General features: G+C 74.2%; 20 protein-coding genes and 1 tRNA gene. 9 read left to right on the top strand and 12 right to left on the bottom strand.

The genetic code is table 11. From position 1 onward, the window contains the following. Nucleotides 1-66 precede the first annotated feature (66 nt). Nucleotides 67-1,332, top strand: coding sequence for an aspartate kinase (locus tag ASG41_RS11125; RefSeq protein ID WP_056293959.1), 1,266 nt, complete (start codon nucleotides 67-69; stop codon nucleotides 1,330-1,332). Then, nucleotides 1,329-2,360, top strand: a complete 1,032-nt coding sequence (locus tag ASG41_RS11120; RefSeq protein ID WP_056293956.1) for an aspartate-semialdehyde dehydrogenase — start codon at nucleotides 1,329-1,331, stop codon at nucleotides 2,358-2,360. Before ASG41_RS11125 ends, ASG41_RS11120 begins: the two co-directional genes overlap by 4 nt. Nucleotides 2,361-2,409: 49 nt before the next feature. Here ASG41_RS11120 and ASG41_RS11115 read toward each other — a convergent pair whose 3' ends face one another. The 4 genes from ASG41_RS11115 to ASG41_RS23980 form a co-directional block, all read right to left on the bottom strand. Next, nucleotides 2,410-4,227 (bottom strand): prolyl oligopeptidase family serine peptidase, encoded by a 1,818-nt coding sequence (locus tag ASG41_RS11115; RefSeq protein ID WP_056293953.1) that lies wholly within the window; start codon nucleotides 4,225-4,227, stop codon nucleotides 2,410-2,412. A 21-nt stretch (nucleotides 4,228-4,248) separates the two neighbouring features. Beyond that, a complete protein-coding gene (locus ASG41_RS11110) occupies nucleotides 4,249-5,316 on the bottom strand; it encodes a hemolysin family protein (RefSeq protein WP_056293950.1) in 1,068 nt (355 codons plus the stop codon). Continuing rightward, the gene (locus ASG41_RS11105) at nucleotides 5,313-6,671 is read right to left on the bottom strand and encodes a hemolysin family protein (protein ID WP_056293948.1); all 1,359 of its coding nucleotides are present in this window, start codon (nucleotides 6,669-6,671) and stop codon (nucleotides 5,313-5,315) included. The genes ASG41_RS11110 and ASG41_RS11105 overlap by 4 nt, the downstream gene beginning before the upstream one ends. A 78-nt stretch (nucleotides 6,672-6,749) precedes the next feature. Beyond that, entirely contained in the window at nucleotides 6,750-7,223 is a 474-nt protein-coding gene (locus ASG41_RS23980; RefSeq protein WP_082556790.1) for an ester cyclase, read from the bottom strand. Nucleotides 7,224-7,358: 135 nt separating this feature from the next. Between ASG41_RS23980 and ASG41_RS23975 the strand changes: the two genes are divergently transcribed. After that, nucleotides 7,359-7,991, top strand: coding sequence for a TetR/AcrR family transcriptional regulator (locus ASG41_RS23975; protein ID WP_162245552.1), 633 nt, complete (start codon nucleotides 7,359-7,361; stop codon nucleotides 7,989-7,991). Nucleotides 7,992-8,000: 9 nt separating this feature from the next. Here ASG41_RS23975 and ASG41_RS11090 read toward each other — a convergent pair whose 3' ends face one another. From ASG41_RS11090 to ASG41_RS11080, 3 genes are all read right to left on the bottom strand, one after another. After that, nucleotides 8,001-9,344, bottom strand: coding sequence for an amidase family protein (locus tag ASG41_RS11090; protein WP_056294890.1), 1,344 nt, complete (start codon nucleotides 9,342-9,344; stop codon nucleotides 8,001-8,003). A gap of 81 nt (nucleotides 9,345-9,425) precedes the next feature. Next, nucleotides 9,426-9,502 (bottom strand) — tRNA-Pro (locus ASG41_RS11085). 50 nt (nucleotides 9,503-9,552) lie between these two features. Continuing rightward, nucleotides 9,553-10,464, bottom strand: coding sequence for a metallophosphoesterase (locus tag ASG41_RS11080; protein ID WP_056293934.1), 912 nt, complete (start codon nucleotides 10,462-10,464; stop codon nucleotides 9,553-9,555). Nucleotides 10,465-10,519: 55 nt separating this feature from the next. Between ASG41_RS11080 and ASG41_RS11075 the strand changes: the two genes are divergently transcribed. Beyond that, a complete protein-coding gene (locus ASG41_RS11075) occupies nucleotides 10,520-10,972 on the top strand; it encodes a GatB/YqeY domain-containing protein (RefSeq protein WP_056293930.1) in 453 nt (150 codons plus the stop codon). A gap of 106 nt (nucleotides 10,973-11,078) precedes the next feature. Here ASG41_RS11075 and ASG41_RS11070 read toward each other — a convergent pair whose 3' ends face one another. From ASG41_RS11070 to ASG41_RS11060, 3 genes are all read right to left on the bottom strand, one after another. Beyond that, nucleotides 11,079-13,379 (bottom strand): penicillin-binding protein, encoded by a 2,301-nt coding sequence (locus ASG41_RS11070; RefSeq protein WP_056293927.1) that lies wholly within the window; start codon nucleotides 13,377-13,379, stop codon nucleotides 11,079-11,081. 119 nt (nucleotides 13,380-13,498) lie between these two features. Continuing rightward, entirely contained in the window at nucleotides 13,499-14,707 is a 1,209-nt protein-coding gene (locus ASG41_RS11065) for an ArsA family ATPase (protein WP_235564726.1), read from the bottom strand. Further along, on the bottom strand, nucleotides 14,704-15,696 hold the full coding sequence (locus tag ASG41_RS11060; protein ID WP_056293924.1) for an ArsA-related P-loop ATPase: 993 nt from the start codon (nucleotides 15,694-15,696) through the stop codon (nucleotides 14,704-14,706). The genes ASG41_RS11065 and ASG41_RS11060 overlap by 4 nt, the downstream gene beginning before the upstream one ends. 104 nt (nucleotides 15,697-15,800) lie before the next feature. Between ASG41_RS11060 and ASG41_RS24255 the strand changes: the two genes are divergently transcribed. The 3 genes from ASG41_RS24255 to ASG41_RS11050 are packed head-to-tail and all read left to right on the top strand — an operon-like array spanning nucleotide 15,801 to nucleotide 17,261. Further along, on the top strand, nucleotides 15,801-15,974 hold the full coding sequence (locus ASG41_RS24255; RefSeq protein WP_200938828.1) for a hypothetical protein: 174 nt from the start codon (nucleotides 15,801-15,803) through the stop codon (nucleotides 15,972-15,974). A 10-nt stretch (nucleotides 15,975-15,984) separates the two neighbouring features. After that, the gene (locus ASG41_RS11055) at nucleotides 15,985-16,455 is read left to right on the top strand and encodes a RidA family protein (protein WP_056293922.1); all 471 of its coding nucleotides are present in this window, start codon (nucleotides 15,985-15,987) and stop codon (nucleotides 16,453-16,455) included. Then, nucleotides 16,452-17,261 carry an NUDIX domain-containing protein gene (locus ASG41_RS11050; RefSeq protein WP_056293918.1) on the top strand — a complete coding sequence of 270 codons (810 nt, stop codon included), beginning with the start codon at nucleotides 16,452-16,454 and terminating at the stop codon, nucleotides 17,259-17,261. The genes ASG41_RS11055 and ASG41_RS11050 overlap by 4 nt, the downstream gene beginning before the upstream one ends. 49 nt (nucleotides 17,262-17,310) lie before the next feature. Here the strand turns inward: ASG41_RS11050 and ASG41_RS11045 are convergent, their stop codons facing one another. Together ASG41_RS11045 and ASG41_RS11040 are read right to left on the bottom strand one after the other, a co-directional pair. After that, nucleotides 17,311-17,985 carry a Crp/Fnr family transcriptional regulator gene (locus tag ASG41_RS11045; protein WP_056293915.1) on the bottom strand — a complete coding sequence of 225 codons (675 nt, stop codon included), beginning with the start codon at nucleotides 17,983-17,985 and terminating at the stop codon, nucleotides 17,311-17,313. Between the two features lie 124 nt (nucleotides 17,986-18,109). Next, a complete protein-coding gene (locus ASG41_RS11040; RefSeq protein ID WP_056294884.1) occupies nucleotides 18,110-18,379 on the bottom strand; it encodes a hypothetical protein in 270 nt (89 codons plus the stop codon). A 149-nt stretch (nucleotides 18,380-18,528) separates the two neighbouring features. Here ASG41_RS11040 and nth point away from each other — a divergent pair, with 149 nt between their 5' ends. Both nth and ASG41_RS11030 read left to right on the top strand, forming a co-directional pair. After that, nucleotides 18,529-19,332 carry an endonuclease III gene (gene nth / locus ASG41_RS11035; protein WP_056293914.1) on the top strand — a complete coding sequence of 268 codons (804 nt, stop codon included), beginning with the start codon at nucleotides 18,529-18,531 and terminating at the stop codon, nucleotides 19,330-19,332. After that, nucleotides 19,329-19,925 (top strand): TlpA disulfide reductase family protein, encoded by a 597-nt coding sequence (locus ASG41_RS11030; RefSeq protein ID WP_056293911.1) that lies wholly within the window; start codon nucleotides 19,329-19,331, stop codon nucleotides 19,923-19,925. Before nth ends, ASG41_RS11030 begins: the two co-directional genes overlap by 4 nt. The last annotated feature ends 10 nt before the right edge of the window (nucleotides 19,926-19,935 follow it).

Raw genomic sequence — 19,935 nt, 5'->3', positions numbered from 1 at the left:
GGTGATCACACCACCGCGAGCCCGTCGGCGCTGGTCCGCAGCCCGCCGACGGTAGGCTGCGGCCCCGTGGCCCTGGTCGTTCAGAAGTACGGCGGTTCCTCCGTCGCCAACGCGGAGCGTGTCAAGCGCGTGGCCGAGCGGGTCGTGCAGGCCAAGCGCGCCGGCCACGACGTCGTCGTGGTGGTGTCCGCGATGGGCGACACGACCGACGACCTGCTGGACCAGGCCTCCCAGATCACCCCCGACCCGCCGGGTCGCGAGCTGGACATGCTGCTGACCGCGGGTGAGCGCATCTCGATGGCGCTGCTGGCGATCGCCATCTCCGTGCACGGCTACCAGGCGCGGTCGTTCACCGGCTCGCAGGCCGGGGTGATCACCACGTCCAGCCACGGCAAGGCGCGGATCATCGACGTCACGCCGGGCCGGTTGCGGTCGGCCCTGGACGAGGGCTCGATCGTCATCGTCGCCGGGTTCCAGGGCGTCAGCCAGGACACCAAGGACATCACCACGCTGGGTCGCGGCGGTTCGGACACGACCGCGGTCGCGGTCGCGGCCGCGCTGCACGCCGACGTCTGCGAGATCTACACCGACGTGGACGGCGTCTTCACCGCCGACCCGCGGATCGTCCCCAACGCCCGACGGCTGGACACCGTCACCTACGAGGAGATGCTGGAGCTCGCCGCCTGCGGGGCGAAGGTCCTCATGCTGCGGTGCGTCGAGTACGCCCGCCGCTACAACATCCCGGTGCACGTCCGCAGCTCCTACTCCCAGCTCCCCGGCACCACGGTGTCCGGTTCGATGGAGGACCTCACGGTGGAACAGGCCATCATCTCCGGCGTCGCGCACGACCGGAGCGAAGGCAAGATCACGGTCTACGGCGTCCCGGACCGACCCGGCGAGGCGGCCCAGCTGTTCCGCGTGCTGGCCGACGCCGAGATCAACATCGACATGATCGTGCAGAACGTGTCGACGTCGGCCACCAAGCTCGCCGACATCTCCTTCACCCTGCCCAAGAGCGACGGGCCCACCGCGCTCGCCGCACTGGAGAAGGTGAAGAACACCGTCGGCTTCACCGACGTCGTCTTCGACCAGCACATCGGCAAGGTCTCGCTGGTCGGTGCCGGGATGCGCTCGCACCCGGGCGTCTCGGCCAAGTTCTTCGGTGCGCTGGCCGACGCCGGGGTCAACCTCGAGCTGATCAGCACCTCGGAGATCCGCATCTCCGTCGTCTGCCGGGACGCCGACGTGGACCTCGCCGTCCGCGCGGTGCACGACGCCTTCGAGCTCGGCTCCGACGTCGAGGCCGTGGTCTACGGGGGTACCGGACGATGAGCCGCCCGCTGCACCTGGGCGTCGTCGGCGCGACCGGGCAGGTCGGCGTCGCGATGCGGCAGATCCTGGCCGAGCGGGACTTCCCGCTGGCCTCGATCCGGTTCTTCGCCTCCGCGCGCTCGGCCGGCACCACCCTGCCCTGGGGCGACGGCGAGATCACCGTCGAGGACGCCTCGACCGCCGACCCCACGGGGCTGGACGTCGCGCTGTTCTCCGCCGGCGCCACCACCTCGCGTGCCCAGGCCCCGCGCTTCGCCGCGGCCGGCGTGACGGTCATCGACAACAGCTCGGCGTTCCGCAAGGACCCGGCCATCCCGCTGGTCTGCAGCGAGGTCAACCCGGGTGACATCGCGCTGGCCGGCGAGGGCCGGATCATCGCCAACCCGAACTGCACCACCATGGCCGCGATGCCGGTGCTCAAGCCCCTGCACGACGAGGCCGGCCTGGTCCGGATCATCGCCTCGACCTACCAGGCCGTCTCCGGGTCCGGCGTCGCCGGCGTCCGGGAGCTGCACGGGCAGGCCCGGGCCGTCGTCGCCGACGCCGACCGGCTGGCCTACGACGGGTCGGCGCTCGCCTTCCCCGACCCGGCCGTCTACGTCGCGCCGATCGCGTTCAACGTGCTGCCGATGGCCGGCTCCGTCGTCGACGACGGCTCGTGGGAGACCGACGAGGAGCAGAAGCTCCGCAACGAGTCCCGCAAGATCCTCGGCATCCCGGACCTGCGGGTCTCCGGCACCTGCGTCCGCGTGCCGGTCTTCACCGGCCACTCGCTGTCGCTCAACCTGGAGTTCCAGCGTGAGCTCACCGTGCAGCGCGCCCGCGAGCTGCTGACCGGCGCCCCCGGCGTCGAGCTGGTCGACGTCCCCACGCCGTTGCAGGCCGCGGGCAACGACCCCTCCTACGTCGGCCGGGTCCGGCAGGACGGCCCCAACGGGCTGGCCCTGTTCGTCTCCAACGACAACCTGCGCAAGGGCGCGGCCCTCAACACCGTGCAGATCGCCGAGCTGATCGCCGCCCAGGCCTGAGGCCGGCGCCGGGGGCGTGGGTCGGGTACCCCGACCCACGCCCCGGGTCTCAGGGCGTGACGTGCCGCAGGGCGAAGGACAGCGCCACCTCGACCTGGCGGATGGTCTCCTCGATGACCAGCGACCCGTGGCCGGCGTCGAAGCGGTAGACCTCGTGGTCCTTGCCGCCGGCCTCGAGTGCCGCGAGGTAGTTGTCGATCTGCCGGATCGGGCAGCGCGGGTCGTTGGCCCCGGCGACGACGAGCACCGGCGCGGTGACGGCGTCGACGTAGGTCAGCGGGGAGGACCGGACGTACACCTCGCGGACCTCCTCCGGTGACCCGCCGAACAGCGCCCGGTCGTAGGCCCGCAGGCCCTCCATCTCGTCCTCGTAGGCGGCCAGGTAGTCCGCCACCGGCACCTCGGCGATGCCGGCGGCCCACCGGTCGGGCTGGGTGCCCAGCCCCAGCAGGGTGAGGAAGCCGCCCCACGACCCGCCCGACAGCAGCGCCCGGGCCGGGTCGACGACGCCCTCGGTGACCAGCGCGTCGTAGGCGGCGGCGACGTCCTCGAGCTCGGTGAGGCCCGGCCGGCCGGTGAGCGCGTCCCGCCAGGCGCTGCCGTAGCCGGAGGACCCGCGGTAGTTGACGTGCACGACGGCGTACCCGGCGTCGACGTAGGCGGCCCGCCGGGCGCGGTAGGAGTCGTCGTCGGCGGACTCCGGGCCACCGTGCACCAGGAAGGCGGTGGCGAAGGGGCCCTCACCGGCTGGCCGGACCAGCAGCGCGTGCACGTCGCCGCCGGGGCCGGGCACCCAGCGGTCCTCGACCGGGTAGGCGGCCGGGGGCTCGTCGCCGGGGGCGGCCAGCACGACCGGGCCGTCGGCCCGGCGGATCACCGGGGGCCGCTCGGAGGAGGACCAGGCCAGCTCCACCGAGCCGTCGGGGCGGGCGGTGGCACCGCGGACGACGCCGCGCGGGGTGTCCAGCTGGGTCAGGGTGCCGGTGGTCAGGTCGTAGCGGTACAGCTCGCTGCGCGCGGCGTGGTCGTGCCCGACCAGCAGTGCCGAGCCGTCGGGGTACCAGCCGGCGGTGACGTCGCCGGGCAGGTCCAGGACCACCTCGGTCTCGGCGTCGTCGGCCAGGTCCCACAGCAGCAGCTCCTCGCGGCCGCGGCGCTCGTGGCCCACCAGCAGCCGGAGGTCACCGGGCACGGGGGAGAAGCCCAGCGCGTGCAGGCCCAGGCCCTCGCCGTCCCACTTCTCGGCCACCACCCACGGGCTGTCGGCCTCGGTCTGGCAGTCCTCACCGGGCAGGGCGGCGACGTCGAGCACCCGCAGCGCGGGGTAGCGGGGGTCGCCGTGCTCGGAGTGCGAGAGCACCAGTCGGTCCTCGTCGCGGGACAGCGCGTCGACCGAGGCGGTGTCCGGTGTCCGGTAGACCACCCGCGGGGTGGCCCCGTGCGGGGCGACCCACAGCTCGCTGCCGTCGTCGGTCGAGCGGCCGATCGCGGTCAGGGTGCGCCCGATCTCCAGACCCGCCGGGTACGCCGGGCCCACCTCGGGGACGGCGACGACGTCCTCGCCGCCGGTGAAGGGCTGGGTGCGCCAGACGCCGAACTCGTCGCCGTCGGTGTCGGCGAACCACCACACCTGCTCGCCGTCCGGGCTCAGGGTGGCCATCAGGGTGCCGTTGGGCCGGTCGGTGACCTGGCGCTGCGCGCCGGTGTCCCGGTCCCAGGTGTACTGCTCGACGACGCCGCTGACGTCGGAGGCGAACAGCGAGCGCTGCGGTGCGTCCTCGGCCCAGTCGGGCAGGCTCACCCGTGGCGCGCGGAACCGGGCCTGCCAGCGGCCGGTGATCTCGGGGGACAGAGCAGGGGAGTCCACGTCCTCATCCTGCCCGCCGGGTCAGCGTCCCCCGGCCCCGGACCCCGCGACGACGACCGGGGGGTCCACGGCGGCGTCCCGGACGTCGCCGATGAGCTGCTCGAGCACGTCCTCCAGGGCGACGACGCCGACCACCTCGCCGTCGGAGACCACCCGGCCCAGGTGCACGCCCGCCTCCCGCATCGCCTGCAGCACCTCGGGCAGCGGCTCGTCGACCGACAGCTCCACGAAGTGCTCCAGTGCCTCGTCGGGGAAGGGGGCGTCCCGGTCCGGCGTCCCCAGCACGTCCTTGACGTGCACGTACCCGGCCCAGCCGCCGTCGGGGGCGCACACCGGGTAGCGGCTGAAGCCGTGCTCGGCGACGACGGCCTCCAGGTCCCGCGGCGTGGCGTCCCGCGGCACGGTGACCAGCGAGGCCGAGGGCAGCAGCACCGAACGGGCGTCGTGGGTCTCGAAGGTGAGCGCCCCGGTGGCCAGCTCGCTGACCTCCTCGCCGAGCAGCCCCTGGCTGCGCGACTGGGTGATCATCGAGCGGATCTCGGTGCTGTCGAAGCTGGCCGACACCTCGTCGGTGGGGGTGACCCCGAACAGCCGGACGAACCCGTTGGCCGTGGTGTTGAAGAACCAGATGAGCGGCTTGAGCACCGTGACGACCTTCGCCATCGGCGGTCCGAGGGCGATCGCCGCGCGGTCCGGGCCGGCGATGGTGATGTTCTTGGGCACCATCTCGCCCAGCACCATGTGCAGCACGGTCACGATCGACAGCGCGACGACCAGCGCGATCGGGTGCAGCAGCTGCTCGGGGGCGCCCAGGGCCTCCAGCGGCACCTCGATCAGGTGCGCCACGGCGGGCTCGCCGACCGCGCCCAGGCCCAGCGAGCACAGCGTGATGCCCAGCTGGGCGCCGGCCATCATCTGCGACACGTTCCGCATCGCGGCCAGCGTCTTCCGGGCCCGCGCCGACCCGGCGGCGGCCCGGGGTTCGATCTGGTCGACCCGGGCCGAGACCAGGGCGAACTCGGCGGCCACGAAGAACGCGTTGCCCAGCAGCAGGGCCACCAGCACCGCCAGGGCCAGCACGTCGCTCATGCCTGCGCCACCTCCCGGGAGACCTCGTGCTGACGGGCGGCGAGGTCGTCCTCGTCGTCGGGGCGGGGCAGCGGGTCGGCGTGCAGCAGCGCCACCCGGCGGCCCTCCAAGCCGGCCACGGTCAGCCGGTGGCCCTCGACGTCCACGGTGTCGCCCTGTACGGGCAGCCGGGCCAGCCGCTGGGTGAGGAACCCGGCGACCGTCTCGTACCGCCCCTCGGGGACGGCGATGCCGGTCCGCTCGCGGACCTCGTCGGGGCGCAGCAGGCCGGAGACCTCCCAGCCGTCCTCGCCGCGGCGGCGCAGCTGCCGCAGCGGCCGGTCGGTCTCGTCGGTGATCTCCCCGACCAGCTCCTCCACGATGTCCTCCAGGGTCACGATGCCGTGCGTCGCGCCCCACTCGTCGACGACGAGGGCGAGCTGCAGGCCCTCCTCGCGCAGCAGGTCCAGCAGCGGGTCCAGGTGCAGTGCGCTGGGGACGGCGAGCACCGGGCGGGCCAGCTCGCCGGCGGTGCGGGTGTCGCGCTCGGCCTCGGGGACGGCGACGGCCTGCTTGACGTGCACCAGCCCGGTGACGTCGTCCAGGTCGGTGTGCCAGACCGGGAAGCGGCTGTTGCCCGAGGCGACCGCGGCGGCGATGACCTCGGCGGCGGTCGCGGTGTCGGGCAGGGTGACCAGCCGGGTCCGCGGGGTCATCACGTCGGTGGCGTACTTGTCGCGCAGGCCCAGCGAGCGGTCCAGCAGCCGCGCGGCGGTGGGGGACAGATCGCCCTCCTCGGCGCTGCGCCGGGCGACGGCGGCCAGCTCGCCGGCGCCGCGGGCGTCGTCGAGCTCCTCGCGGGGCTCGAAGCCCAGCGACCGGACGATGGCGTTGGCCAGCCGCTGCAGCCCCCGTACCGGGAGGCCGAAGACCCGGGTGAAGGCCCGCATGCCGGGGGCGACGGCGGCCGCCACGGCCAGCGGGCTGGCGATCGCCAGGTTCTTGGGGCCGAGCTCGCCCAGCAGCATCTGCAGCGTGGTGGCCAGGGCGATCCCGAGGAACACCGAGACCGCGGTGGCCGCGCCGCCGGAGAGCCCGACCGACTCCAGCGGGCCCTCGAGCAGTCCGCCGATGGCCGGCTCGGCCAGGAAGCCGACCAGCAAGGTGGTCAGCGTGATCCCGAGCTGGGCCGCCGACAGCTGGGTGGACAGGCCCTTGAGCGCCTCGACGACGCCGGCCGCACCCCGCCGTCCCTCATCGGCCGCCTCGCGGGCCTGTCCGCGGTCGACGGTGGTGAAGGAGAACTCGGCGGCGACGAAGAACCCGGTGAGCACGGTGAGCACCACCGCGGCCAGCAGGAGCAGCCACTCGGTCATCGGTCGGCGTGCGGGGAGGTGGACATCGCGTCCAGGGTGCGCGTTGCGGAACGCAACCGCTCGCTGGCGCCGGTCACGTCACACGCGGACGGCGGCCCGGTGCGCCTCGCGACGGGCGCGAGCCATGCGCAGCAGGTACACCGGGCTCGGCGGCACCCAGCCCAGTTGCCGGGCCAGCCCGAGGTCGTCGCGGACCGCCCAGTGCTCGATGACCAGACCGTCCGCCACCCGGAACCAGTGCGTCTGTGCGACCGCGAACGTCCGGCCACGGGACGGGAAGGCCTGCTCGACCGACCCGTCCGCCCGGTGCACGGCGAACGGCCCCTGCTGGCGGCCCTCCATCCGGCAGGAGACCGCCGCGGTGCCCGTGGAGACCGCCACGTCCTCGACCTCCCACCGCAGGTCCGCGAAGGCGGCGCGCAGCCAGAGCGCCGAGGCCAGGAAGCCCTCGGGGCCGGGGACCCGGCACGCCGGTGGTTCGGCCTGCGACTCCCGGTTGACCGCGCCGGGGGCGACGCAGGCGTGGAAGTCTGCGAGGTCTCCTCCGGCCATGGCGGCGATGCTGGCCAGCGCCGGCGAGGCGCTCTCGGGCAGGGTGCGGGTCGGGTCCAGCGTCGGTTCCTCGCTCCGTCGGTGTGGTCACGCTCCACTCATTGGAGCGTCACTCCACTGAGTAGTGTGGCCCTCGTGCCCGCGCCGGACAAGCCCTCGTTGCGGACCCAGCAGGCGGCCCTGACCCGGGCCCGGGTGCTGGGCGCCGCGCACGACTCCTTCATCGCGGTGGGCTGGGCGGGCACCACCGTGCGGGCGGTGGCCGACGGCGCCGGGGTCAGCCTCCAGACGGTCTACAACACCGTCGGTGGCAAGGCCGCGCTGCTCAAGGCCGTGTACGACCGCGCCGTCGCCGGCGACGACGAGCCGGTGACGATCGCCGAGCGGGCCCAGGTCGCCGCCATGCGGGCGATGACCGACCCGGGCGAGCTGCTGGACGCCTACGCCGATCTCGGCCGGCAGCTGGCCGAGCGCGCCGCGCCGCTGTCGGCGGTGGTGCTGTCCCAGGCCGGGGCCGGCGAACCGGCCGTGCGGGCCTGGGTGGCCACCATCGACGCCGAGCGGGCCACCGGCACGCGGCGGGTGGCCGAGCACCTGGCCGCGGCCGGGTGGCTCCGCCCGGGGGTCGACCTGGACGAGGCGGCCGACGTGCTGTGGGCGGTCACCGCGCCGGAGGTCGCGGTGCGGCTCGCGGTCACCCGGGGCTGGGGCTGGCGGCGCTACGGCGGGTGGCTGGCGCTCACGCTGCGGGCCGCCCTGCTGCCCTGACCCGGCGGCTCAGGACAGCAGCTGCTCCACCCGGCGCGCCACGGCCAGCAGGGCGCTGTCCCCGTCGGGCAGCCCCTCCAGCGACAGGCCCACCGGCAGGCCCGCACCGGTCTGCCCACAGGGCAGCGAGACCGCGGGCATGCCGGCCGTGGAACCGGGTGCGGTGTTCTGCACGGTGGTCGCGAAGACCGGCACGTCGCGCCCGGCCAGGTCGGTGGTGACGTCGTCGCCCAGCGGCGGGGCGGGCAGCGGGACCGTCGGGTAGACCAGCGCGTCCACGGGGCCGTCCTCGGGCTGCAGCACCCGGCGGTAGGCCTCGCGCAGCTCGTCGCGCAGGGCCAGGCACTCGCGCAGCACCTCGTCGGTGACCGGCTCGCCGACCGCGTGCTCCAGCGCCCCGCGGACGTCGGGGGAGGCCACCTGTGCCAGCAGCTCCTCGAAGGAGGGGCCGGCCGGGAGCCCGGCGAGGTAGCGGGGCAGCTCGCGCACCACCTCGGCGAACACGATCGGGAAGCCGCACCGGGCGTCCAGCTCGTGCCCGGCCACCAGGTCGGTCTCCACCAGCACGACGCCGGCGTCCGACAGCCGGTCCAGGGCCTCACCGACCCGGTCGGACACCTCCGGGTGCAGGCCGTCGAAGAAGCCGGCCAGCGGCACCCCCAGGCGCAACTGCCGGGCCGCGGGCACCACTGCGGGCGCGCGGTCGGCCACCACCTGGTCGAGCAGCACGACGTCGGCCACCGAGGTGGCCAGCGCCCCCACGGTGTCCCGGGTCGAGGACAGCGGCACCCCCGCACCACTGCCCCAGCGGCCCACGGTCGGGCGGAACCCGACGATCCCGCAGTGCGCGGCCGGGACCCGGACCGAGCCGCCGGTGTCGGTGCCCAGCGCCACCGGCACCACGCCGGTGGCGACGGCGACCGCGGACCCACCGCTGGACCCGCCGGGGGAGCGGCTGGGGTCCAGCGGGTGCCGCACCGGGCCGTAGGCGGCGTTGTTGCTGGTGATGCCGAACGCCAGCTCGTGGAGGTTCGTCTTGCCCACGACGGTCGCCCCGGCCGCGCGGAGCCGGGCCACGGCCGGGTGGTCCCGGCCGGCACGGGAGCCGTGCAGCGCCGGGGTGCCCCCGCTGGTGGGCAGGTCGGCGGTGTCGATGTTGTCCTTGACGGCCACCGGGATGCCGGCCAGCACGCCGCTCCCGGGCGGCCCGGGGGTGAGCGTGGCCGGGTCGGCCACGGCGGTGAAGGCGCCCAGGTCCTCCACGGCGTGTGCCCGGGCGGCGGCGTCGGTGAGTCGCTCGACGGCGGTGCCGCCGCGACTGCGGGAGAGGTCGAGGCGGTCCAGCCGTGCCATGGCGGCCACCCTAGGGCCCCGCAGCGCTCCCGGCCCCCGGAACGACTCAGGGCCCGCTCGTGAGAGCGGGCCCTGAGCTGGTGGTCGGGGTGACAGGATTTGAACCTGCGGCCTCGTCGTCCCGAACGACGCGCGCTACCAAGCTGCGCCACACCCCGAGGTCCTGGGCAAGCCTACTCGACGGCTCCGGGACCCCGGCCCCCGGGTCTCACGCCTCGCGGGCGGTCAACGTCAGCAGCGTGGCCTCCGGCGGACAGGCGAACCGCACCGGTGCGTAGGGGCTGGTCCCCAGGCCCGCCGAGACGTGCAGCCAGGTGCCGGTCGGGTGCTCGGCGGTCGGCTCGGCCCACCGGTGCAGCCAGCGGCAGCGGGCCCGGTCGATGCCGCAGTTGGTGACCAGCGCGCCGAAGAAGGGCACCCGCAGCTGCCCGCCGTGGGTGTGCCCGCACAGCAGCAGGTCGTAGCCGTCGGCGGCGAAGCGGTCCAGCACCCGCGGTTCGGGGGCGTGCACCAGCCCGATCCGGACGTCGGCGGTCGGGTCGGCGGGCCCCGCCACCGCGTCGTAGTCGTCCCGCTTCACGTGCGGGTCGTCCAGGCCGGCGAAGGCGATGCGCCGCCCGTCGACGGTGAGCTCGCCCTTGGCGTTGTCCAGGTCGAGCCAGCCGCGGGCGGTCTTGCCGTCGCGGAGGGACTCCCAGGGCAGGAACTCCCCGTGCACCCGCTTGTGGCCGGGGGAGAAGTACTTGAACGGGTTCTTCGGCCGTGGCGCGAAGTAGTCGTTGCTGGCCAGCACGAAGGCGCCCGGCCTGTCCATCAGCGGGTCCAGCGCCCGCAGGGTGGGCTCCACGGCGTCGTGGCCGGCCAGGTTGTCCCCGGTGGTGATCACCAGGTCCGGCTCCAGGGCCGCCAGCCCGGCGATCCACTCCTGCTTGGAGCGCTGCCCGGCGGTCATGTGGACGTCGCTGATCTGCAGCACCGTCAGCGGCCGCTGGCCCGGGGGCAGCACCGGGACGTCGAAGCGCCGCAGGGTCCAGTGCGTCCGTTCGACGAGGCCGGCGTAGCCAACGGTGGCGACACCGGCGGCGACGACGGCGGTGGGGACGGCGGTGATCGCGCGCATCCGGTCACCCTATGTCGGTCGTCCCGCAGGGGTGGGCCGTGCGACTCTGGAGGACGTGTCCGACCTCAAGCAGACCCTCCGTTCCGACCTGACCACCGCCATGAAGGCCCGTGACGAGCTGACCACCGCCACGTTGCGGATGGTGCTGACCGCCGTCACCGCCGAGGAGGTCTCCGGCAAGGAGGCGCGCGAGCTCAGCGACGACGAGGTCCAGGCGGTGCTGCGCCGGGAGGCCAAGAAGCGCCGCGAGGCGGCCGAGGCGTTCGCCGGTGCCGGCCGCACCGAGCAGGCGGCGCGCGAGCAGGCCGAGGGTGACGTCGTCGCCCGGTACCTGCCGGCCCAGCTCTCCGACGCCGACCTCACCGCGATCGTGGCCGAGGTGGTCGCGGCCACCGGTGCCTCCGGGATGGGCGACATGGGCAAGGTGATGGGCCGTGCCAACGGCCAGGTCGCCGGCCGCGCCGAGGGCGGCCGGGTCGCCGCCGAGGTGCGTCGCCAGCTGGGCTGACGCCCGCCGCGCACACGCGCCTGCACGAGACGGCGAGGGCCGGTCGACCTGGTGGTCGACCGGCCCTCGCCGTCTGTGGGTCGTACCCCGCGCGGGCGGGGCGGGGTCAACCGGGCTGGCCGTCCCCGTTGGTGTCCGGTGCGTTCGGGTCGGCCGGCGCGGGTGCCGGGGCCGGGGCGGCGTAGCCCGAGCCGTTGCTGACCAGGACCGACACGGCCCCGCCCTGCTGGACCCTGGTGCCTGCGCCCGGGTTGGTGCCGATGAAGGTGCCGGCGGGCTCGTTGGAGTCGGCGTTCACCTGCCCGGCGTACCGCAGCCCGGCCGCGGTGATCGCCGACTGGCACTCACTGGCCGAGGAGCAGCCGGGGACCTCGCGGGTGTTGCCGTTGGCGACGGTGTCGTCGGCCGGCGGGAACTCCGCGGTGGGACCGGCCTCCAGGATCGGCGTCATGGCGTCGTTCCAGATGGTCGCGGGCTTGTTGCCACCGAAGCCGCCGACGTTCTGGTTCTGCTTGGGGTTCAGCACCATGACGCTGGCGGTGTACTCGGGGGTGTAGCCCACGAAGGTCGCGGAGAAGTTGCTCTGCGACGTCCCGGTCTTGCCGGCGATCTGGTGGCCGGGCACGTAGGCGCGGGCACCGGTCTGGCCGGAGTTCCCGGGCTCGACGTCCTTGCGCAGGATCTGGTTGAGCGTGTTGGCCACGCCCGAGGGGATCGCCTCGGCGGTGCAGGTGTCCCCGGTGTTGATCGGGGTGCCGTCGGGCAGCGTGGCGGGCGCGCCGTCCCTGTCGACGATCGAGGTGACCGGCGTCGGGTCGCACTGGGTGCCGCTGGCAGCCAGCGTCGCGTAGGCCGTGGTGAGGTCCAGCGGGCTGGTGGCCTCGGCGCCCAGGGTGAAGGACCCGCGCTCCTCGGCGATGATCCTGTCCGCCGGGGTCTGGTTGTTCTGGGTGTAGTTCATCCCCATGCGCTCGGAGATCCGCACCGGGGCCTCGATGGACCCCAGCGCGTCCTCCAGGCCCAGGAAGTAGGTGTTGGAGGACATGTAGAGCGCCCGGACCATGTCCAGGGTCGCGGGGTAGTTGCCGGCGTTGCTGACCGTGTAGGGCCGGCCGCCGTTCTTGAACACCCGCGAGGTGTACGTGTTGCCGGTGGTCAGCGTGTAGTACTGCGAGTAGCCCTCCTCGAGGGCGGCCGCGGCGGTGAAGACCTTGTACGTCGAGCCGGAGCCCTGGCTGGCCGCGGTGTTGAGCACGACGGACTCGCAGGAGGCGTCGACGGTGGCATCGGGGCAGTACGTGCGGTTGGTGCTCATCGCGAGCACGTGCCCGGTGCCGGGCTGGACGGCGGTGTAGATGCCGGCCAGGTCCGCGCCCATGGCCAGGGTGTTGAGCACCGCCTGGTCACCGGCGGCCTGCATGTCCGGGCGCAGCGTCGTCTGGATGACGTAGCCACCGTTGTCGATCTGCTCCTGGGTCATCCCCAGGCGGTTGATCAGGTAGCTCTCCAGGTAGGCGCAGAAGAACCCGCCGATCGAGGAGTCGATGCAGCCGTTGGGCGGGTTCTGGCCCGGGACGACGGCGATCGGGGCGGCGGTGGTGTCGGCCAGCTCCTGGTCGGTGATGTGCTCCAGGTCGTGCATGCGGTTCAGCACGGTGTCCCGGCGGGCCTGCCCGGCCTCGGGGTTGGCGATCGGGTCGTCGTTGGTGGGGCTCTGCACCAGACCGGCCAGCACCGAGGCCTGGGCCAGGTCCAGGTCGATCGCGTTCACCGAGAAGTACCGCTGGGCGGCGGCCTGGATGCCGTAGGCCCCGGAGCCGAAGTAGGCGATGTTCAGGTACCGGGTGAGGATCTCGTCCTTGGAGTAGGTCTCCTCCAGGGCGAGGGCCAGCCGGGCCTCGCGCAGCTTGCGGCCGACGGTCTGCTCGTCGGCGGCCGCGGCCTCCTCGGGGGTGTCCGCGGTCTGCAGCAGGGTCTGCTTCACCAGCTGCTGGGTCAGCGTGGACCCACCCTCGGCGACGCCGCCGGCGGCGACGTTGGCCGCGAGCGCGCGCAGGGTGCCCTGCACGTCGAGGCCGTTGTGCTCGTAGAAGCGGCTGTCCTCGATGTCGACGATCGCCTGCTTCATGACCGGGGAGATCTGGTCGGCGGTCACCGGGGTGCGGTTGTTCTCGTAGAACTGGGTCAGCACCTGCCCGTCGGCGGCCAGCACCGTGGTGTTGCCGTTGGGCGTCTGGTCGGTCAGCTCGACCGGCAGGGCGTCCAGCAGCGAGGCGGAGTTGCGGGCCACGAGCCCGCTCCCACCGACGAACGGCAACATCATCCCGGCGACCAGCGCCCCGGCGACGACGACGGTCGCGGTGAGCTTGGCGAGGGCGCCGACCTTGGAAGCAGCGGTGTCAGACATCGCAGGCCAAGGTACCTGTCAGGAGGCCTCCGCCGGTGGCTCCGGCGGAGGGACGCGCGCGACACGCCGTGGCACCGGTCCCACCAGCCCGACCGGTCACAGCGGGCGCCCGGTGGCTCTCAGCGCCGGACGGGCAGCACCCTCGTGCGCGGGGTCCCGGTGCCGGTGTCGTCGTCGGCCGCGGTGAGCTCGCCGGCCATCACCCGCAGGTCGGCCAGGTCGTGCACGTCCCCGGCAGCGGCGGGCACCGTCCGGACGGCGACCTCGGGGTGGGCGCTGGTGAACCGGTCGGCCAGCCGTTGCTCCCGGGTGGCCAGCGCCATCCGCTCCGCGTGCACCCGCAGCGCCCCCGCAGCGAGCTCGGCGCCCTCGCCCCCGGCCTCGGCGACGGCCTCGGCCGCCGCCTCGGCCCGGGTGGCCGACAGGGCGGTCGTGGCCGGTGGGTGGGTGCGGTTGAGGACCAGACCGGCCAGCGGCATGCCCTCGGTGGACAGCCGGTCCACGAAGTAGGAGGCCTCGCGCAGGGCGTCGGGCTCGGGGACGGCGATCACCAGGAACGACGTGCCGGGCTGGCGGAGCAGCTCGTAGGTGGCCGAGGCGCGCTCCCGGAACCCGCCGAACATGGTGTCCAGGGCGGAGACGAAGGAGCTGATGTCGTTGAGCAGCTGGCCGCCGAGGATCTTGGAGATGATCCGGCTGAAGAAGCTGAAGCCGGCGCCGACGATGCGGAGCCCGGCCCGCCCACCGGCCCGGGCGGGGGCGGTGAGCAGCCGGATCATGGTGCCGTCGAGGAAGCGGCTCATCCGGTTCGGTGCGTCCAGGAAGTCCAGCGCCGACCGGGACGGCGGGGTGTCCACGATGATCAGGTCCCAGGCGTCGCTGGCCCGCAGCTGGCCCAGCTTCTCCATCGCCATGTACTCCTGCGTGCCCGCGAAGGAGGAGGAGAGCGCCTGGTAGAAGGGGTTCTCGAAGATCGTCGCCGCGCGTTCGGGGGTGGAGTGAGCGGAGACGATGTCGTCGAAGGTCCGCTTCATGTCCAGCATCATCGCGTGCAGCTCGCCGCCGTTGGACCCGTCGAGCTCGGGGACGACGACCTGGCGCGGCTCGTTGTCCAGCTCCTCCAGGCCCAGGCTCTGGGCCAGCCGGCGGGCCGGGTCGATGGTCAGCACGACGACCCGTCGTCCGGCCTCGGCGGCGGCCAGGGCGAGGGCGGCCGAGGTGGTGGTCTTGCCGACCCCACCGGCGCCGCAGCAGACGACGATCCGGGTGTCCCGGTCGGCCACGACCGCGGCCAGGTCCATGGCCGGCGCGGTGCGGGGGCTGCTCACGCGGCGGCCCCCAGGCCCAGGTGGGCCTCCAGTCGGCCGGCCAGTTCGTACAGCGAGCCCAGGTCGATCGGGCCGATGAGCATGGGCAGTTCGACGGTGGGCCGGCCCAGCTCCGCGACCCGGCTGCGCAGCGCGTCCTGGGACTGCCAGCGGCGGGCGTGCTCGACGGCCTCGGCGACCAGCCCCTCGGCGATCGCCGGGTCGGCGGGCAGCCCGCCGGCGGCCAGGGCGGGGGCCAGCTCGGCCGCGGTGATCGCACCCTCGGCGGCCCGCGCCAGGCTGGCCGGGGGCAGCAGCGGCTCGGTCGCCATGTTCACCAGGACCGAGCCGACGGGCAGCCCGGTGGCGGTGAGCTCGTCGATCGCGTCGGCGGTCTCCTGCACGGGCATGTCCTCCAGCAGGGTCACCAGGTGCACCGCGGTCTGCGGGGAGCGCAGGACGGCCATCACGCCGTCGCTCTGGGTCTTGATCGGCCCGGAGCGGGCCAGGCCCGCGACCTCGTCGGTGACGTTGAGGAACCGGGTGATCCGCCCGGTCGGCGGGGCGTCGACGACGACGGCGTCGTAGACCCGCTGCCCGTCGACCTTGCGGGTGACGGCCTCCTTGACCTTGCCGGTCAGCAGCACGTCCCGCAGGCCCGGGGCGATGGTGGTGGCGAAGTCGACGGCGCCCATCTTGCGCAGCGCCCGGCCGGCGCGCTTCATCGAGTAGAAGAGCTCGAGGTACTCCAGCAGCGCCTCCTCGAGGTCGATGGCCAGCGCCTTGACCTCACCCCCGCCGCGCGCGACGGCGACCCGGCGCTCCTCGTAGGGCAGCGGCGGGGTGTCGAAGAGCTGGGCGATGCCCTGCCGGCCCTCGGTCTCCACCAGCAGGGTGCGGTGACCTCCGGCGGCCAGCGCCAGGGCCAGGGCGGCGGCGACCGTGGTCTTGCCGGTACCGCCCTTGCCGGTCACGACGTGGCAGCGCACGGGGAACGGCTCGGGACTCACGTCTGCGAGCGTACGAGCGTGCACGGGGTGAGCGCCTGCCCACGCCCGGCGGGGGAGCGCCCCGTGGGGGTGCGGGCCGCCGTCGCTGCGCTAGCGTCGCCGTCATGAGCGAGAACACCCGCCGGACGTGGGAGTACGCGACCATCCCGCTGCTGACCCACAACACCAAGGCGATCCTGGACTCGTGGGGGGTCGACGGCTGGGAGCTGGTCACCGTGCTCCCCGGGCCCGGTGGCGGCGACCAGCTGGTCGCCTACCTCAAGCGCCCGTCCGCCTGAGGCCCGCGCCGTGACCGAGAGCACCCCCAGCTGGACCGCGCGACTGGCCGAGCTCGGCATCCGGCTGCCCCCCGTGGCCGCCCCGGTGGCCTCCTACGTGCCGGCCGTGCGCACCGGTCAGCTGGTGATGACCAGTGGCCAGCTGCCCTTCGTCGACGGCGGGCTCCGCCGGACCGGCAAGGTCGGCGGCTCGGTCGACGCCGAGGACGCCGCCCACGACGCCAAGGTCTGCGCGCTGAACGCGCTGGCCGCCGTCGACGACCTGGTCGGCCTGGACTCCGTGGCGCGTGTCGTCCGGGTGGTCGGCTACGTGGCCAGCGCGGAGGGCTTCACCGGCCAGCCGCGGGTGGTCAACGGTGCCAGCGAGCTGCTGGGCCGGGTCTTCGGCGAGGCGGGCCACCACGCCCGCAGTGCCGTCGGCGTGGCCGAGCTGCCGATGGGCGCCCCGGTCGAGGTCGAGCTCACCGTCGAGCTGCGGTGAGCGCGCCGGTCCGCCAGGCGGCCACGGTGCTCCTGCTCCGGGACGGCGACCTGCGGACCGGCACCACCGGGCTCGAGGTCTACCTGCTCCGCCGGACGGCGGGGATGCCCTTCGCCGGGGGCATGACCGCCTACCCCGGCGGGGGGGTCGACCCCCGCGACGGCGACACCGACCTGGACTGGGTGGGCCCCTCCCCGGCCGACTGGGCCCGCACCTGGGGGTGCGAGGAGCGGACGGCGCGCGAGCTGGTGTGCGCCGCGGTCCGGGAGACCTTCGAGGAGGCCGGCGTGCTGCTGGCCGGGCCCTCGTCGGGCGACGTCGTCCCCGACGTGTCCGGTGTGGACTGGGAGGCCCAGCGCCGGGCGCTGCTGACCCGGGAGCTGTCCCTGGCGCAGCTGCTGGCCGGTCGCGGGCTCGCCCTGCGCTCGGACCTGCTGCGGCCCTTCGCGCACTGGGTGACCCCGCCGGTCGAGCCGCGGCGCTACGACACCAAGTTCTTCGCCGCCCTCATGCCGCCGGGCCAGGAGGCGCGCGACGTCTCCGGCGAGGCGGACGAGGCCGTCTGGCTGACCCCGGCGGCCGCGCTGGCGGAGATGGCCGCGGGCACCCGGCCGATGCTGCCGCCGACGATCCACACCCTGGGTCAGCTGGAGCCCTTCGCCGACGTGGCGGCCGCGCTGGCGGGCAGCCCGCCGGACCCGCTCGAGCCGATCAGCCCCACCTTCGAGGACGACGCGGAGGGCCAGCGCTGGGCGCTGCTGCCCGACGGCACCCGCATCCGGATGGTCGTCCCGCTCCCTCGCTGAACGCCGAAGGGCCCCCTCCGCGGTGCGGAGGGGGCCCTTCGGCGGTGCGTCAGCGGGCGCGTCGACGCAGCCGGTCCTCGTCGAGCACGACGACGGACTTGCCCTGCAGCTGGATCCAGCCGCGGTGCACGAAGTCGGCCAGCGCCTTGTTCACCGTCTCGCGGGAGGCGCCGACGAGCTGGGCCAGCTCCTCCTGGGTCAGGTCGTGCTTGACCCGCAGGCCGTCGGACTCCCGGCTGCCGAAGCGGTCGGCCATCTGCAGCAGCGCCTTGGCCACGCGGCCGGGGACGTCGGTGAAGATCAGGTCGGCGACCGAGTCGTTGGTGCGGCGCAGCCGGCGGGCCAGCACCTGGAGCAGACGCTCACCCACCTCGGGGTGCGCCTCGATCCACGGCCGGAGCATCGCCTGCGGCATCTTGGCCAGCCGGACGTCGGTGACCGCGGTCGCCGTCGCCGTGCGCGGGCCCGGGTCGAAGACCGACAGCTCGCCGAACTGGTCGGAGGGCCCCATCACGGCGAGCACGTTCTCGCGGCCGTCGGGGGACCGGCGGGACAGCTTGATCTTCCCCGACAGCACCACGTACAGGCTGTCGCCGGGCTCGCCCTCGTTGAAGACCACCCGGCCGCGGGGCAGGGAGACGGTCTCCAGACCGCTCGCCGTCGGCTCGGAAGCCTCTTCCGACAGCCCCTGGAACAGACCGGACTGGGCAAGGACCTCGTCCACCAGCGCACCTCTCACCACGTCGTCGCAGGTGCAGTGATCACCCGCGTCCGGGAGTGAGTCTAGGGCCTGTGGGCGCACTCACCATGCGGTGCGTCACGACCGTGCCCACTCCGGGTGGTGGAGGTCAGTCCGCGTGCCGCCCGGAGGTGACCGCGTCGGGGGCCGGGACGGTGCGTCCGGCGCTGGTCCGGGTGCGCCGACGACGCCACCGGTCCATCGCCCGGCGGATGCCGGAGTGGGCCAGTTCGTCGACGTCGCCGGGCGTGGCCGTGGCCAGGAACTCCTCGACCTGGCGCTGCGACGTGGGCCGCCGCAGGGGTTCCTCCACACGCTCCATGACCAGCAGGAACGCGATCACCAGCGGGGGGAACAGGATGACGATGAGGGCGACCACCAGCACCTCCTGTGCGAGTCGTCTCCGGGCGGGGGAGCACCGGGGGAGAGACGTCGTGGGTCCGGCCGCACGCCCGTGGGGCGGGTGTGCCTGCCGGGTCGAGCATGACAGGTCCGCCGCTGTCGGCACCTCGGCCTACCCTCGACCGCGTGTCCGCCCCGGTCGAGCCAGCCCCGCCGTACGCCGTCCCGGTGCCCCCGAGGCGGGCCACCCGGGCCGCCCGCCTGGGCGTCTCCCCGTTCGACCCGGCGGAGACCGCCCTGGGCCGCACCCGGCGGGCCCGGCGGATGTCCCGGGAGCTGGCGCTGATCCACCCCGACGCACACTGCGAGCTGGACTTCACCACGCCGCTGGAGCTGCTGGTGGCCACCGTGCTGTCGGCCCAGACGACGGACCGGACGGTCAACACCGTCACGCCCACGCTCTTCGCCCGGTACCGGACCGCCGCCGACTACGCCGGCGCCGACCGGGAGGAGCTGGAGACGATCCTGAAGCCCACCGGGTTCTTCCGGGCCAAGGCCAACTCGGTGCTGGGCCTGGGGCGGGCGCTGGTCGAGCAGTTCGAGGGCGAGGTGCCCGGTCGCCTGGAGGACCTGGTCACGCTGCCGGGGGTCGGGCGCAAGACGGCCAACGTCGTGCTGGGCAACGCCTTCGGGGTGCCCGGGCTGACCGTGGACACCCACTTCGGCCGGCTGGTCCGCCGGTTCGGCTGGACCGAGCTGGAGGACCCGGTGAAGGTCGAGGCCGAGGTCGCGGGGCTGGTGCCGAAGAAGGGGTGGACCGACTTCTCCCACCGGGTGATCTTCCACGGGCGGCGGGTCTGCCACGCCAAGAAGCCGGCCTGCGGGGCCTGCGGGCTGGCCCGCTGGTGCCCCTCCTACGGCACCGGCCCGATGGACCCCGAGGTCGCGGGCAGGCTCGTGAAGACCCCGGCCGCCTCGGACACGCTGTGAGGCGCGCGCTGGCGGTGGCCGGGGCCGCCCTGGTGCTGCTGAGCGGGTGCACGGGCGCCGGCTCCTCGGACGACGGCGGGGGCAGGGTCGCCGAGCCGGCCGTGGACGACGTCCAGGGGCTGGACACCGCGCTGCAGTCCTGTCCGGAGCAGTCCGGTGAGCCCGTCGAGGCTGCCGACGCGCTGCCGCCGATGAGCTTCGACTGCATCGGCGGCGGGACCCTGGACCTGTCGCTGGCACCCGGCGTGCCGACCGTGGTCAACGTGTGGGGGTCGTGGTGCCCGCCGTGCCGGGACGAGCTGCCCGTCGTGCAGCAGCTCGCGGACGCCGGCGGGGACCAGCTGCAGGTGCTCGGCCTGGTCAGCCAGGACACGCTGACCGCGGCGGACTCCTTCGCCGCCGACGCCGGTGTCACCTTCCCCAACGCCTTCGACCAGCAGGGTGACCTGATGGCCGAGCTGGGGCGCAACGGTGCCCCGTACACCTTCTTCCTCGCCGCCGACGGCACGCTGGCGCACACGGAGGCCGGGCAGGTCGCCGACCTCGCCGAGTTCGAGCAGCTGGTCAGCGAGCACCTCGGCGTCACCCTGTGACGGATCTGCC

The organism is Modestobacter sp. Leaf380, from assembly GCF_001424485.1.
In the GTDB taxonomy this organism is placed as follows: Bacteria; Actinomycetota; Actinomycetes; order Mycobacteriales; family Geodermatophilaceae; genus Klenkia.
The sequence above is the reverse complement of the archived record's forward strand: the minus strand, read 5'-3'. Positions and strand labels throughout refer to the sequence as shown.

Bases quoted from the DNA above. Each gene is read 5' to 3' on its own strand.
- ASG41_RS11120 (WP_056293956.1), top strand. From the start codon at position 1,329: ATGAGCCGCCCGCTGCACCTGGGCGTCGTCGGCGCGACCGGGCAGGTC.
- ASG41_RS11110 (WP_056293950.1), bottom strand. From the start codon at position 5,316: ATGAGCGACGTGCTGGCCCTGGCGGTGCTGGTGGCCCTGCTGCTGGGC.
- ASG41_RS11105 (WP_056293948.1), bottom strand. From the start codon at position 6,671: ATGACCGAGTGGCTGCTCCTGCTGGCCGCGGTGGTGCTCACCGTGCTC.
- ASG41_RS23980 (WP_082556790.1), bottom strand. From the start codon at position 7,223: ATGGCCGGAGGAGACCTCGCAGACTTCCACGCCTGCGTCGCCCCCGGC.
- ASG41_RS11090 (WP_056294890.1), bottom strand. From the start codon at position 9,344: ATGGCACGGCTGGACCGCCTCGACCTCTCCCGCAGTCGCGGCGGCACC.
- ASG41_RS11080 (WP_056293934.1), bottom strand. From the start codon at position 10,464: ATGCGCGCGATCACCGCCGTCCCCACCGCCGTCGTCGCCGCCGGTGTC.
- ASG41_RS11070 (WP_056293927.1), bottom strand. From the start codon at position 13,379: ATGTCTGACACCGCTGCTTCCAAGGTCGGCGCCCTCGCCAAGCTCACC.
- ASG41_RS24255 (WP_200938828.1), top strand. From the start codon at position 15,801: ATGAGCGAGAACACCCGCCGGACGTGGGAGTACGCGACCATCCCGCTG.